Genomic DNA, 13,023 nt, shown 5'->3' on the forward strand with positions numbered 1-13,023 from the left:
CAGGACGAGGGGTCAGCCGACCGCGGTGCGCAGCGCCTCGACCGAGCGGTCGATCTCCTGCCCGTCGACCAGCACGGTGGGCGTCTGGTTGATGCCGGCGCGGGACGCGGCCTCGGTGAGCGAACGGGTCCAGCCCGCGTAGCGCGCCTCCTGGACGCACGGCGCGAAGTCCGCGCCCGCACCGGCTTCTTGTCCCAGGGCCACGAGCTGGTCGTCGGGGAGGCCGTCGCCGCCTTCGGGGGGCTGGTGGGCGTAGAGCAGCTCAGCGAACCGCGGCAGCACGCCGGCGTCGGCCGCGCACCCGGCGGCGGCCGAGGAACGGCTGGAGTAGCGGGTGCTGGAGAAGCGGTCGAGGTAGGCCACCGGGTGGTAGACCACGCGCGCTCGCCCGGACGCGACCAGCTCGTCGAGCGTGGCGCCCGTGGCCTGCTCGTACTGAGCGCAGGCAGGGCACTGGAAGTCGAGGTACAGGTCGATCGTGACGGGCGCGTCCGCCCGCCCGACCACCGCACCGGCCGCGTCCGCTCCGGCGGGGAGGCCGGCGTCGTCTGCGTCGGACTGCGCGCGGTAGACGCCGAACCCGACGGCGGCGGCGAAGAGCACCAGCACCAGGACCGCGACGACGGTTCCGGTCGCGGGCCCGCGCCTGCGCGTGAGGGTGGAGCGACGAGAGGGCATCAGAGGATCTCCTTCCGGCGGGTGTCCAGCAGCCGGTCGATCGCGAGCCGTCCGGTGGGCCACCGGACGAGGACGAGGGCGAGCACGGTGAGCGCGGCGTCGCGGGCGAGCTCGAGCCCGTAGGTGGGGTCCTGCCCGGCGGGCAGCTCACCGCCGCTGCCGAAGCATCCGCAGTCGATGCGCAGCCCGCGGGCCCACGCCGCGGCGATGCCGACCACGAACGCCAGCATGAGCACCGCCGAGACCGCGGCCGCCGCACGGACACCCGCGCCCGCCACCAGCAGGACGGCGAGCAGGATCTCCACGACGGGCAGCCCGGCGCCGACGACCTGGGCCGCCGTCTCGGGCAGGAGCCGGTAGGCGCGCACCGCCCGCACGGAGGCGTCGAGGTCGGTGATCTTCGCGGCCCCGGCGACGAGCCAGACCGCGCCCAGCACGAGGCGGGCGGCGGTGCCCAGCCAGGGCAGGACCCGGGCGCGGACGGCGGGTGGGGGAGAGGCGGTGTGCGGCATCACCGGAGTGGTCGTCGCGCACGGGGCTCCGGTTCCCGCCGGAGCCGACGCGTCAGGCGGCGCGGTGGCGTGCGGTCGGCTCGAGGCCGCCGTCGGCGTGCCCGGCGCCGGGCCGGTCGTCGTGCCGGTCGTCGTCGGCGACGGTCGGTGCCGGCGTGTCGGACGTGCTCGTGGTGCCGCCGCCACCGCGGCCGAGCCGGGCGTGCACCAGCAGCAGGATCAGGCCCGCGACCACCGGCGCGTGTCCTGCCAGCCGGCCCGGTTCGACGTGGCCCGCCACCAGGTCGAGCACGCTGAGCGTCACCAGGAGCCCGACGAACGCGCCGATCACCGGGACGAGCCCGCTCACGCGCCGCGCCGCGCCGCTCGCGGCCCAGAGGAAGGCCACACCGAGCGCGAGGTTCCAGGCGGCGCTCTCGTGGGAGAAGTGGGTGATGCTCGCGCCGGCGAGGCGGTGCGCGCCGCCGGACGTGCCCGCGGCGGCGATCACGCCGGAGAGCGCGAGGGCCAGCTGGCCGACCCCGAGGACGGCCAGCGCGACCCGGACCCCGTCCCGGACGACGCAGCGCCACCCGCGCGGCGGGGTTGGTCGTGCGGCGCCCGCGTCGAGCGCGACGAGCAGGCCTGGCAGGACGTCGTGATCGGGCTCGGCCGGGCGGATCCGGGTGAGCCGCGTGACGCGCGCCGCCCGGTCGGCGAACCCGCGGCACCGCGCGCACCCGGCGAGGTGCCGCTCGATCGCATCGCCGTCGACGCCGGCGTCCTCGCCGTCCATCCGGGCGGAGATCGCGTCCCGGCACTCCTCACACCGCATGTGCCTATGGTCGCAACGAGGGCCGTCCGAGTTCCCGGCCCGGGGAACCGTAGGGTTCCGCACGTGGCCGAGCGACCGGACGACGAGCGGATCACGGCCTGGGCGCTGGCGGCCGGCCGCGGTGACCGGGACGCGCTCGCGGCGTTCGTCCGCGCCACCCAGCGCGACGTGCTGCGCTTCGTCACCCATCTCGCCGACCCGGGCCACGCCGAGGACCTCGCGCAGGAGACGTACCTGCGGGCGGTCGGGGCCCTCCCGCGGTTCGAGGGTGCGTCGTCGGCGCGCACCTGGCTGCTGTCGATCGCCCGGCGGGCCGCGGCCGACGCCGTGCGCACGGCCGCGCGCCGACCCCGCACCAGCGCGGTCGAGGACTGGGACGTCGTCGCGGCCCGCAGTGGCGTGGTGCGCGGGGCCGCGGACGAGGCCGTCCTGCTCGGGGAGCTCGTCGGGGCGCTCGACCCGGACCGGCGCGAAGCGTTCGTGCTCACCCAGGTGCTCGACCTCAGCTACGCCGACACCGCGCGGGTGTGCGGGTGTCCCGTCGGCACGATCCGGTCCCGGGTCGCCCGGGCCCGCGAGGACCTGGTGGCCGCCCTGGACGGGGCGCCCCGGGCACGCCGCCGGGAGGCGTGAGAACCCCCGCGGCGCGCAGCGCAAAACCCAGCGGCGCGCGGCGCGGTTGCCGGTAGCGTCCCCGGGCGTGACGTACGCCCCCGCCGACATGACCGCCCGGTTCCGCGCGCTGCACGTCCCCGGCACGCCGCTGGTGATGCCCAACCCCTACGACGAGGGCACGGCGAAGGTGTTCGCCACGCTCGGGTTCGCGGCGCTGGCCACCACCAGCAGCGGTTTCGCGGCCACCCTCGGCGCCGCCGACGGAGGGGTGCACGCCGCGGACGCCCTCCAGCACGCGGCGGCGATCGCGGGGTGCGTCGACGTCCCCGTCTCGGCCGACCTCGAGGACGGCTACGGCGACGATCCCGAGAGGGTGGCGGCCACGGTGTCCGACGCCCTGGCGGCCGGGTTGGCGGGCTGCTCGATCGAGGACTACAGCGCAGGCCTCGACCCGGAGATCCACCCCATCGGCCCGGCGGCGGAGCGGGTGGCGGCCGCGGCCGAGGCCGCGCAGGAGGGGCGCGGCCTGGTGCTCACCGCGCGGGCCGAGAACTTCATCCGCGGCAACCCCGACCTCGCCGACACGATCACGCGGCTGCAGGCCTACCAGGAGGCGGGTGCGGAGGTCCTCTACGCCCCGGGCCTGATCGACATCGCCGACATCCGCAGCGTGGTGTCGTCGGTGGATCGTCCGGTCAACGTGCTCCTGCTCCCCGGAATGGCACCGGTGGCGGAGCTGGCGGAGGCCGGCGTCGCCCGGGTCTCGGTGGGCGGGGCGTTCAGCGGGATCGCGTTCGGGGCGGTCAGCCGCGCGGCCCGCGAGCTGCTCGAGCACGGCACGACCGGATTCCTCGATCATGCGGGGGAGGCGCGCGAGCTCACGACCAGGGCTTTCCGGCTGCACTGAGTGGATCAGTGGCACGCGGTCGAGTGATGCGGATCACTCTCGGGTGGTTGATCGTTGCCAGACCGTTGCCGATCTCGGCGGCGCGCCTACGCTGATCACCGTCTGGACGATCATCCCCAGCGGATCGTCCCGGTGTCCGGCCCCTCTCCCAGATCGGATGACGCCCGTGCGACTCGCACCGCTCCTGGCCACCGTCGCCGCCGTGCTGGTCGGGACCGCGGTGCTCGCGGCGCCTCCGGCCGCCGCCACCGTGCCCGCGCAGGCCGAGGAGCCGTGGCGGCTGACCGGCGACCTCGCCGCCCACGACCCCGCGCTCGTCGCAGGCGGGAGCGGGGAGGACTGGTACGTCTTCGCCACCGGGGAGGCCAGCATGGGCGGTGGCACGATCCAGATCCGCTCCTCGCCCGACGGCAAGGACTGGACCTACGAGGGCACGATCTGGGACACGATCCCCGCGTGGCTCGGCGAGGCGGTGCCGGGCGTGCACAACCTGTGGGCGCCCGAGGTCTTCGAGTACGACGGCACCTACTACATGTATTACGCGGCCTCGACCTTCGGTCACAACACCTCGGTCATCGGGCTCGCGACCAACACCACGCTCGACCCCTCCGATCCCGACTACGAGTGGGTGGACGAGGGCGAGGTCGTCAGCTCGACGTCGGACGACAACTACAACGCGATCGACCCGGGCATCGTCGAGGACTCCGACGGCACGCCGTGGATGGCCTTCGGCTCGTACTGGAGCGGGATCCGCATGGTGGAGCTGGACTGGCCGTCCGGGAAGCCCGCGGATCCCGGCGAGGAGTCGCTGCACATCGCGGACCGGAAAGCGGCGCCCAACGCCATCGAGGCGCCCTACATCGTCGAGAACGACGGCTGGTACTACCTGTTCACGTCATGGGGCCAGTGCTGCGCCGGCGTCGACAGCGACTACAAGATCATGGTGGGCCGCTCGCAGGACGTCACCGGGCCCTACGTCGACCGCGACGGGCGTTCCCTGCTCGACGGCGGCGGCACCACGCTGCTCGAGGCTGCGGGCAACCGGGTCGGGCCGGGCGGCCAGTCGGTCTCCGAGGAGATCATCGCCTACCACTACTACGACGCCTCGGCCGACGGGGCGCCGCGGCTCGCGCTGCAGCCGGTGGTCTGGGGCGACGACGGCTGGCCGGTGCTGCGCAACAGCGCCTGACCGGGCGCTCCCGGGGTCGCGTCAGTCGGGGATGTGGAGCAGGTAGTCGCTCTCGTCCTCGTCCCAGTCCATCGCGACGACGTTGCGGGCACGGGCGGCCTTGGCGAAGGACAGGAACGTGTTGAAGCCGTAGCGCTTCTCGCTGAAGTCCGGCCGCCGCTTGCGCAGCTGGTCCTTCAAGCCGCTGAGCTGGGGCCGGGACCCGGTGGCCTGCAGCTCGAGCACGACTTCGGCGAGCAGCCGGAAGGCGGTGCCGTCCGCCGACTCGTCCTCGGGGAAGGTCACCTCGGGGTCACCCTGGGCGGATCCGCTGCGCAGCGCGACGACGTGCTGCTGCTCGAGGTGGCGCAGCAGCTCGCCGAACCCCCGGAACCCGTGGTCTGCCTCGTCGAAGGTGGGGTCCTTGCGCAGCATCGCGCGCTTGAGGCGGGACGCGAGCACCGGGCCGTCCGCGTGGCGCTGCAGCCCCGCGAGGGTGCGGGCCACCAGCGGCCCGACGTCGCGGTCCTCGGTGGTGGCCGCCGCCTCGTCGGCGCGCGGCGGGTCCTCGACCGGTTCGGCCGGGTCGGGGGCAACCGGGGCGGGCTCGGGAGCGGCCGCCGGGTAGGGGCGCGGGCGGCGCCTGCCACCGCGCGGCTGCTGGGTCGGCTCCACACCGGGCAGGCGGTCGTAGAAGAGGAACTCGTCGCAGGCCGGCGGCAGCAGCGCCGAGGTCGAGGACTGGACACCGATACCGATCACGCGCTTGTCGAGCTCGCGCAGCTTGTGCACCAGCGGGGTGAAGTCGGAGTCGCCGGTGCCGATGGCGAAGGTGGTGATGAAGCCCCGCTCGAACGCGAGCTGGATGGCGTCGACGGCCATCTTGATGTCGGCGGCGTTCTTGCGCGAGGCGCCCAGCCGCTGCGGGATCTCGATCAGCTCGACCTGGGCCCTGGCGAGCAGCCTGCGGTCGTCGTCGAACGCGGACCAGTCGGCGTAGGCCCGCCGGGCCACGACCCGGCCGCGTTCGGCGAGCGCGTCGGCGACGGGTCCGAAGTCGAAGGGCACGACCCCCAGCCCGTCACGCGCGCCGATCGCCAGGTTCTCGTAGTCGAGGAACAGGGCGATGCGTTCGTCGTCGTTGATCACAGAGGCTCCAGGATCGGGAGGTCGCGGGCATTCAGCCCACGGTCGCCAGGGCGTGTGGGGCGATGTCGACGCGCACGGGCACGCCGGCGTCGAGCGTCACCAGCTCGCCGTCCAGCTGCAGGGGGAGGGGCTTCAGCGTGCGGAACGCGTAGTGCGCCGCGGTGGGTTGCGGCCCCAGGCCGCGCGTCGCCGCCCGGATCGCGACGCCGAGGATCCGCCACTTCGCCGTGTGCGGCAGGGTGATCACCTCGAACCGCCCGTCGTCGGGACGTCCGGACTCGCTGAGGGTGGCGTACTTGGCCATCTCGGAGATGTTGGCGAACAGCAGGCTGTCGAAGCGGTTCCGGCTCCCGTCCTCGAGCGTGATCGTGAACGGCCGGAACCGGGCGAAGGTCCGCACGACCGAGACGATCTCGCGGAGCGACCCCTTGCCGCCCTTCTCGAGATCGATGGCGACCACCGGGGTCAGCCCCATCCCGATGTAGGAGTGGGCGTAGCGGCTGTGCGCCTCGTCGCCCTCGCCGACCGTGAGCCGGAGCAGGTCGATGCGGCGGACCTCGCCGGCGACGATGGCGTCGACGAGCGGGCGCTCGGCCGTCACCCGGCGGTGGTCGTTGGCGTTGCCCGCGGCCTTCACCGCGCAGACCGCGTTCTCGCTGCCCGACTGCGCGACCCCGTCGACGACCTCGTTGTAGCCGCCGTCCCCGCTCACCGACACGATGAGCGGACTTCCGTGGCGCGCCGCGTCCGCCGCCAGCTCGCGTGCGTGCCCGGCGTGTTCGGTGGGCCGCATCTGCACGGGGACCTCAGGGAGTCGTTGCGCCAGCTCGTCGCGCAGCTCCTCGGCCGCACGGGGCGCATCTCCGGTGCTCTGCGGGTTGAAGATCACCACAACCCGGTCGAACGGACTTTCCCGCGCCGCTGCTCCCGACACCGCGCCCCCCTGCTCTCGACCCGGTCGTGCTGCCTGCACGTCACGCACCGGGATGGTCATGCGGTTGGTCATGGCATCTACTACCCCGGTGCACCACGCGTGATACCGCGTGGATCATCACACACGAACGCCAGGAGCCCGCCCCGCAGTGCGGGACGGGCTCCTGATCGGGCAGTTCGCTCAGATGATGCGAACGCCGGTGGCCTGGGGACCCTTGGCGCCCTGGCCGATGGTGAAGTCCACGCGCTGGCCCTCGTCGAGGCTCCGGAAGCCGGAGGCGTCGATCTCGGAGTAGTGCACGAAGACGTCAGCGCCGCCGTCGTCCTGGCTGATGAAGCCGAAGCCCTTCTCGCCGTTGAACCACTTGACGGTTCCCTGTGCCATGAATCTGCTCCTCGCAGGTCTTGAAGCCCCGCACCGTGCGGGACCGGTCGGCCACGGTGGGCCTCCGCGAGCGTCGAACTGACGCCCGCGGAGGTGACCACCTACTGTTCCTGCGGGCGTGCAAAACACGAGCACCGAAACTGTACGACCTGATAGCTACAACTCCCCAGGTGGCGGATGTGTTCCGGTCTCGGCGAGATTTTCTCGATCGAGTCCGTCGATCGGGTCCCAGCCTGGTCTCCAGGTCGCCACCGCGGCGAGCGCGAGGCGCATCGCCGCAGGTGAGAGGGTCGGAAGTCGGGAGGTTCACCGTGCTCCTGCTCGAGTGTGATCGCGCTCACAACGCCGCCGTCGAGCGCGCAACGGCGTGCCACGGCCGGTCGATACGCTGCGGCGGTGAGCTCCGATCCGGCCCGCGGCGTCCTGGTGCGGATCCGTGCCGTGCTGCCGTCGCTGCGGCCGGCGCAGCGCCGGGTCGCCGAGGCCGTGCTGCACGACCCGGCCGGATCCGCGCAGCTGCCGATCGGCCGGCTCGCGCAGCAGTGCGCGACCTCCGCGGCCACGGTGATGAGGTTCTGCCGGTCGGCCGGCTTCCGCGGCTACCCGGAGCTGCGGCTCGCGCTCGCCCGGGAGACCGGGCGTGAGGACGCGGGCGACGGCGCCGCGCTGTCGCCGGACATCGACCCCGGCGACTCGCTCGCCGAGATCGTCGCCAAGATCGCGTTCACCGACGCCGCCGCGGTGCAGGACACCGCCGCCACGCTGGACCTCGATGCGCTCGCCGCCGCGGTGTCCGCGGTCGGCGCCGCCCGGCGGGTGGACGTCTACGGGCTCGGCGCGAGCGGGTTCGTCGGGCAGGACCTGCAGCAGAAGCTGCACCGCATCGGCCTGCTCGCGTTCGCGTGGCCCGATCCGCACGCCGCGCTGACCTCCGCGGCCCTGCTGGACGCCGAGTCGGTGGCCATCGCGATCTCGCACACCGGCACCACCACCGACACCGTCGACGCGCTGCGCGTCGCTCGCGAGTCGGGCGCCACGACGATCGCCGTCACGAACTTCGCGCCCTCGCCGCTGACCGCCTGCGCCGACCTGGTGCTGGCCACCGCTGCGCGCGAGACGACCTTCCGGTCCGGCGCGATGGCCAGCCGGATCGCCCAGCTCGCGGTGATCGACTGCCTGTTCGTCGGGGTCGCCCAGCGCTCCTACGACCGCACGATCGACCGGCTCACCCGCACGCACCGCGCGGTGCAGTCCCGCAGGGGAGGTTGACCGGCGGCGTCAGCCGGGCCGGGCGGCGAGCAGGACCGGGCACGGGGCGTGCTGGACGGCACTGCAGCCGACCAGCCCGACACGGGCCGGGATACCTGGGCGCGGCCCGCCGAGGACGAGCAGGTCGGCGTCGAGCTCCTCGCCGACCAGCTCGTGCGGGCGCGCGCGGAGCAGGCGGGGAAGGACGGTGACGCCCGGGACGTCGGCGCCGAGCCGTTCCGCAGCCGCGTCCAGCACGCGGTGCCCGCGGGCGAGCGCCTCGGTCAACCCGACGCTGCGCTCGCCGAAGGAGAGCGGAACGCCGTGCAGCGGCACGATCACGGCGTCGAGCGCGACCGCCGCGGCGGCGGCCTCCGCGAGCACCGTGGCGTCGGAGGGGAGGTCGCGGACCGCGGCCACCACCCGTGCCGTGCCCGTCCGGGGTCGCGCGTCGTGGTGGCTCGCGACGAGGACGCTGCGGCCGGCCAGCGACGCGACGAGGCCGATGCGGTCCTCGACCGGACCGGGGACCGGCTCGATCCGGACGCCCCGCCCGGAGTGCTCGCACGTCCGGACCACCCACGAGGGGACGTCCGGGTCCTGCGCGACCACGATCATCGTGTCGTCGTCGCGAGGTCGGCGGGGGGTGGGGAACGGGGCGAGCGCGGTGCTGCGCTGGCTCATCCAGGCACTCCCTCTCAGCGGCGGGTTCGCTCGCGAAGCGACGGTGCTCCTCGGGTTCCCGCTGGAGAAGGGTACTGGCCGGTCATCACCCGGAAAGGGCAGGCGGTACGATCTCGGGGCCACCCTCGTCGCGCAGCGTCAACGGGTTGGTGGTGCCCCGTTCGGCCGTTGCGGCGCCCGGCCGGGGTCACTACGAGCTCCTGGCCGCCAGGTCGCGAACGTAGGCGAGGTCGTCGCGCATCCGCTCGCGCAGCGGCACCGCCGTGGAGAAGTCCTCCAGCGACAGCCAGCCGTCGTAACCCGCCCCGGCGAGGGCGTCGACGAGCCGGTCGAGCGCGGCGGCGCCCGTACGCATCGGCGCCCACTCCCAGGTCCAGGGCGGGGACGCACCCGGCGCGGGCCGCAGCACGACGTTCTTCACGTGCACGTGCGCGAGGTACTCGCCGAGGATGTCCAGGCACCACGGGTCGTGCTCGTAACCCTCGCGCAGCATGTTGCCGACATCGTGGATCACTCCGACGGCCCGCGGGTCGAGGCCGTCGAGGAACCGCACAGCGGCCGAGGCGCTCGCGACCAGGCTCTGGTGGTGCAGCTCGAGCAGCGCCTGCACCCCGTGGCGAAGCGCCAGCTCGGCGACCGCCCGGTACTCCTCGCGGCGCCGGGCGAACGTCTCGCGGTACCCCTGCGGCCCGGGCGCCCCGACCTGCACCCGCATCCGCGGTACGCCGAGCGCGGCGGCCCCGCGCATCAGCCGGTCCACGGCCTCGAGGTCGTCGCAACGCGCGTAGGGGCCGATCGCGGGCATCTCGAGACCGGCGGCCCGGGTGAGCTCGGCGATCCGCGGGACGTCGCGCTCGAAGCTCGCCGCGGGCCAGGTGCACCGGTTGCCGCGCCAGAACCCCGGGGGGTCCTCGGTGGGCGGGTCATCGGCCACGCGCCACTCGATCCCGTCGAACCCGAGGGCCGCGAGTTCGGTGACGGCCTGCTCGGGCGTCCACTCGGGCAGGCTCACCGTGCAGACGGAGACCTTCACCGCGCTGTCCTCCCGGCCCCGTCGCATCCCACGATCACGCACCGCACGCGCGTGATCCTGCCATCGGGAACGCCCCGCCGGGCATCGTCGAGAGATCGATCTCACCCGGTCGGATCGCGATCTTCACCAGCGCGGACACGCCTCTCGTCCGGCCGGGTGGCGCAGCGTCGGCTCCCTTGCGGCCGCCACACCTGGGAGCGATCATCGGGAGCACCGATCGGAGGCAGGTGGTCGCACAGCGTCATGAGGGAGACGTCATCGGCAAGACGACGTCAAGTGCCGGTCAGCAGCGTCCCGGGCCGACGAGGCCGGGTAGTCACGTCTGGTGGGCCGTGTAGCGGCCCGCCGAAGGGGGAGGCGTCATGTCGATCGACCAGGAGTACTCCGGCGACTACGGGTACGACCTCGCGCACGAGGTATCCGCCGGTGCCGACGGTCCGTCCGTCCGGCCGCGGTGCCTCTCCGTCGTCGCGCTGAGCGGTACGCCGTTCGAGGTGGATCCGCACGGCGACCTCGGCTACGACTGCGCTCACGGCGGCTGAGCCGCTGACTACCCCGAACCCGCGCGGCCCCAGCCGTCGGCGGCCAGCTGGTAGCGCAGCTGCTGCTCGCTGGAGTCCTCGAACTCCTGGGGCGTGAGGTAGATCGAGCGCGTGCCGTCGCTGACCCGGACGATGTCGCCCGGCGCACCGTCGGGCGCGGGATGGCCGAGCGGGTTCTGCAGGAGCCGGGTCACCGTGAGCCGCGCGCTCACCGTCGGACCGCACGAGGTTGCGGGTCAGTGAACACCACATGGACATTCTGCACCGCACCGGCGAACGACGGGTCGATGCCCGCCTTCCGTGTGCCGTGACGGGAACGGTGCCGACCGGACATGTCCCGGCGCTGAGGCGAATTGTCCGCATTCGTCCGTTGTGGGGACCGCCGGTGACCGCGGGGTGGCGCGCCTCCCCCCGCTGCGCTCCGTTCTGCACCGATCCGGCTAACGTCGATCAGGTCGTGGTCGATAGCCGGATGCACGCGTTCACCGTCCGTGTCGGCGGGCGGGCGAGTCCGAACGTGCCGGTGGGGTGCGCCGGCGAGGGGGAGAGAGTCGAGATGTCTGAGACCGGGTTCGACGTCGTCATCGTGGGCGGGGGCCCTGCCGGGTGCATCCTGGCCAACCGTTTGAGCGCCGATTCCTCGGTGCGCGTGCTGGTGCTCGAGGCCGGCGGCCCCGACCACTGGTGGGATCTGCGCATCCAGCTGCCGCTCGCGATGGGGTTCCCGGTGGGCCACCGCACCTTCGACTGGCGCTACGAGTCGGAGCCGGAGGGCGGCCTCGAATCGCGGCGGCTGCACCATCCTCGCGGCAAGGTTCTGGGCGGCTCGAGCAGCATCAACGGGATGATCTACCAGCGCGGGCACCGGGCGGACTACGACCGGTGGGGCGCGGAGTCCGGGTCCGACGCCTGGGACTACGCGCACTGCGAGCCCTACTTCCGCCGGCTGGAAGGCAGCGTGGGCGAGCCCCGCGGCACCGGCCGTGGCCGCAGCGGGCCGCAGGCCCTGCAGCGTGGCCCGGCGGAGGGCCCGATCTTCGACGCCTTCTTCGAGGCGGCGGAGCAGGCGGGGTACGCGGTCGTGCCCGACATCAACGACAACGCCCAGGAGGGCTTCTCGCCCCTGGACCAGGCGGTTCGCAACGGGAAGCGCAACTCGGCGGCCGCCGCCTACCTCCACCCGGTGCAGGACCGGCCCAACCTCGAGGTCCGCTGCCACGCCTCGGTGAGCAAGGTCCTGTTCAACGGCACACGCGCGGTGGGCGTGCGCTACCGCGACAAGAACGGCGAGGCCCACGACGTCCACAGCGGCGAGGTCATCCTCAGCGGCGGGGCGATCGGCACGCCGCAGTTGCTGCAGCTCTCGGGCGTCGGCAACGCCGAACACCTGCGAAGCCTCGGCGTCCCGGTGGTGCACGACCTGCCGGGTGTGGGGGAGTCGCTGCAGGACCACCTCGCGGTGCACGTGCAGCACACGTGCATCCAGCCGGTCTCGATGTCCAACATCCGCAACAAGGCCAGGTGGCCGGGAGTCGTCCTGGACGCGCTGGTCTTCGGCAAGGGGCCCGGAACGCGCAACCCGATGCAGGCGGGCGGCTTCGTGCGCAGCGACTTCGCCGACGGCGAGCCGGACCTGATGTTCCTGCTGGCGCCGCTCGCGATGCACAGCGCCGACGACTCGGTCGAGGTCTCGGCGCACGGCTACCAGATGCACGTCGGCGTCATGCAGTCCGCGGCACGGGGCTCGGTCAGGATCGCGTCGCCCATCCCCGCGGTGCACCCGAAGATCGTGCTCAACTTCCTGTCCGACCAGACCGACCAGGACCGTTGGGTCAACGGCATCCAGCGGGCGCGCGACCTGCTCGGCCAGCCCGCGTTCCGGAGCCTGGACGGCGGCGAGACGCTGCCCGGCCCGGGTGTGGCCACCGACGAGCAGATCCTCGCCTGGGTGCGTCGCACCGCGCGCGCCGGCCTGCACGTCGCGTGCAGCGCGCCGATGGGACGGGGTGAGCTCGCGGTGGTGGATCCCGACACGATGCGGGTCCACGGCGTCGAGGGGCTGCGCGTCGTCGACGCGTCGGTCATGCCGTCGCTGACGAACGCCAACACGCTCGCGCCCACGATGATGATCGCTGAGAAGGCGGCCGACATCATCACCGGCAAGGCTCCGCTCGCTCCGAAGGGGCCCGCGCGGCCGCAGGTCGTGCCGGCGCCGGTCGCGTCCACGCCACAGGTCACGTCCCTGTTCGCCGAGACCAGGTGAGAGGTCGCGGCCTGCTGCTCCCCGTGTGGTGATCGCCTCGAGACGTAAGCGCTTCCGTTCTTGACACTTGCTGCAATGGTTTGCAGAGTGAG

Annotated in this window: 15 protein-coding genes; 6 read left to right on the forward strand and 9 right to left on the reverse strand. The window is 73.4% G+C overall.

From position 1 onward, the window contains the following. Window positions 1-12: 12 nt before the first annotated feature. Genes CFP66_RS14705 through CFP66_RS14715 form a run of 3 tightly spaced genes read right to left on the reverse strand, consistent with a single transcriptional unit; the run spans window position 13 to window position 2,004 of the window. Window positions 13-678 carry a thioredoxin domain-containing protein gene (locus tag CFP66_RS14705; protein WP_094924186.1) on the reverse strand — a complete coding sequence of 222 codons (666 nt, stop codon included), beginning with the start codon at window positions 676-678 and terminating at the stop codon, window positions 13-15. Next, complete coding sequence (locus CFP66_RS14710) at window positions 678-1,190, reverse strand: MauE/DoxX family redox-associated membrane protein (protein WP_094924748.1); 513 nt, start codon at window positions 1,188-1,190, stop codon at window positions 678-680. The genes CFP66_RS14705 and CFP66_RS14710 overlap by 1 nt, the downstream gene beginning before the upstream one ends. A gap of 52 nt (window positions 1,191-1,242) precedes the next feature. Then, window positions 1,243-2,004, reverse strand: a complete 762-nt coding sequence (locus CFP66_RS14715) for a zf-HC2 domain-containing protein (RefSeq protein ID WP_094924188.1) — start codon at window positions 2,002-2,004, stop codon at window positions 1,243-1,245. A gap of 63 nt (window positions 2,005-2,067) precedes the next feature. On the opposite strand from CFP66_RS14715, the gene CFP66_RS14720 reads away from it, so the two are divergent. The 3 genes from CFP66_RS14720 (at window position 2,068) to CFP66_RS14730 (ending at window position 4,715) form a co-directional block, all read left to right on the forward strand. After that, window positions 2,068-2,637: a sigma-70 family RNA polymerase sigma factor gene (locus CFP66_RS14720; RefSeq protein ID WP_304528770.1), complete on the forward strand. Its 570-nt coding sequence runs from the start codon at window positions 2,068-2,070 to the stop codon at window positions 2,635-2,637. Window positions 2,638-2,704: 67 nt separating this feature from the next. Further along, a complete protein-coding gene (locus CFP66_RS14725) occupies window positions 2,705-3,526 on the forward strand; it encodes an isocitrate lyase/phosphoenolpyruvate mutase family protein (protein ID WP_233159439.1) in 822 nt (273 codons plus the stop codon). A gap of 166 nt (window positions 3,527-3,692) precedes the next feature. Continuing rightward, window positions 3,693-4,715, forward strand: a complete 1,023-nt coding sequence (locus CFP66_RS14730) for an arabinan endo-1,5-alpha-L-arabinosidase (RefSeq protein ID WP_198961453.1) — start codon at window positions 3,693-3,695, stop codon at window positions 4,713-4,715. 21 nt (window positions 4,716-4,736) lie between these two features. On the opposite strand, the gene CFP66_RS14735 is transcribed toward CFP66_RS14730, so the two are convergent. The 3 genes from CFP66_RS14735 to CFP66_RS14745 form a co-directional block, all read right to left on the reverse strand. Beyond that, window positions 4,737-5,843 carry a PIN domain-containing protein gene (locus CFP66_RS14735; protein ID WP_198961454.1) on the reverse strand — a complete coding sequence of 369 codons (1,107 nt, stop codon included), beginning with the start codon at window positions 5,841-5,843 and terminating at the stop codon, window positions 4,737-4,739. Window positions 5,844-5,874: 31 nt separating this feature from the next. After that, on the reverse strand, window positions 5,875-6,849 hold the full coding sequence (locus CFP66_RS14740; RefSeq protein ID WP_233159440.1) for a diacylglycerol kinase family protein: 975 nt from the start codon (window positions 6,847-6,849) through the stop codon (window positions 5,875-5,877). Between the two features lie 108 nt (window positions 6,850-6,957). Then, window positions 6,958-7,161 (reverse strand): cold-shock protein, encoded by a 204-nt coding sequence (locus CFP66_RS14745; RefSeq protein WP_094924195.1) that lies wholly within the window; start codon window positions 7,159-7,161, stop codon window positions 6,958-6,960. A 396-nt stretch (window positions 7,162-7,557) separates the two neighbouring features. Here CFP66_RS14745 and CFP66_RS14750 point away from each other — a divergent pair, with 396 nt between their 5' ends. Then, window positions 7,558-8,430, forward strand: coding sequence for a MurR/RpiR family transcriptional regulator (locus CFP66_RS14750; RefSeq protein WP_094924201.1), 873 nt, complete (start codon window positions 7,558-7,560; stop codon window positions 8,428-8,430). A gap of 9 nt (window positions 8,431-8,439) precedes the next feature. Here the strand turns inward: CFP66_RS14750 and CFP66_RS14755 are convergent, their stop codons facing one another. Together CFP66_RS14755 and CFP66_RS14760 are read right to left on the reverse strand one after the other, a co-directional pair. Then, window positions 8,440-9,093, reverse strand: a complete 654-nt coding sequence (locus CFP66_RS14755) for a universal stress protein (protein ID WP_094924205.1) — start codon at window positions 9,091-9,093, stop codon at window positions 8,440-8,442. 190 nt (window positions 9,094-9,283) lie between these two features. Beyond that, window positions 9,284-10,126 carry a sugar phosphate isomerase/epimerase gene (locus CFP66_RS14760; protein WP_094924756.1) on the reverse strand — a complete coding sequence of 281 codons (843 nt, stop codon included), beginning with the start codon at window positions 10,124-10,126 and terminating at the stop codon, window positions 9,284-9,286. Between the two features lie 362 nt (window positions 10,127-10,488). Here CFP66_RS14760 and CFP66_RS14765 point away from each other — a divergent pair, with 362 nt between their 5' ends. Next, window positions 10,489-10,668 (forward strand): hypothetical protein, encoded by a 180-nt coding sequence (locus CFP66_RS14765; RefSeq protein WP_094924207.1) that lies wholly within the window; start codon window positions 10,489-10,491, stop codon window positions 10,666-10,668. Between the two features lie 8 nt (window positions 10,669-10,676). On the opposite strand, the gene CFP66_RS14770 is transcribed toward CFP66_RS14765, so the two are convergent. Continuing rightward, entirely contained in the window at window positions 10,677-10,880 is a 204-nt protein-coding gene (locus CFP66_RS14770; RefSeq protein ID WP_094924209.1) for a hypothetical protein, read from the reverse strand. 344 nt (window positions 10,881-11,224) lie between these two features. Between CFP66_RS14770 and CFP66_RS14775 the strand changes: the two genes are divergently transcribed. Continuing rightward, window positions 11,225-12,931 carry a choline dehydrogenase gene (locus tag CFP66_RS14775; protein WP_094924758.1) on the forward strand — a complete coding sequence of 569 codons (1,707 nt, stop codon included), beginning with the start codon at window positions 11,225-11,227 and terminating at the stop codon, window positions 12,929-12,931. Window positions 12,932-13,023 lie beyond the last annotated feature (92 nt).

The sequence above is a fragment of the Pseudonocardia sp. MH-G8 genome, assembly GCF_002262885.1.
Classification (GTDB): Bacteria; Actinomycetota; Actinomycetes; order Mycobacteriales; family Pseudonocardiaceae; genus Pseudonocardia.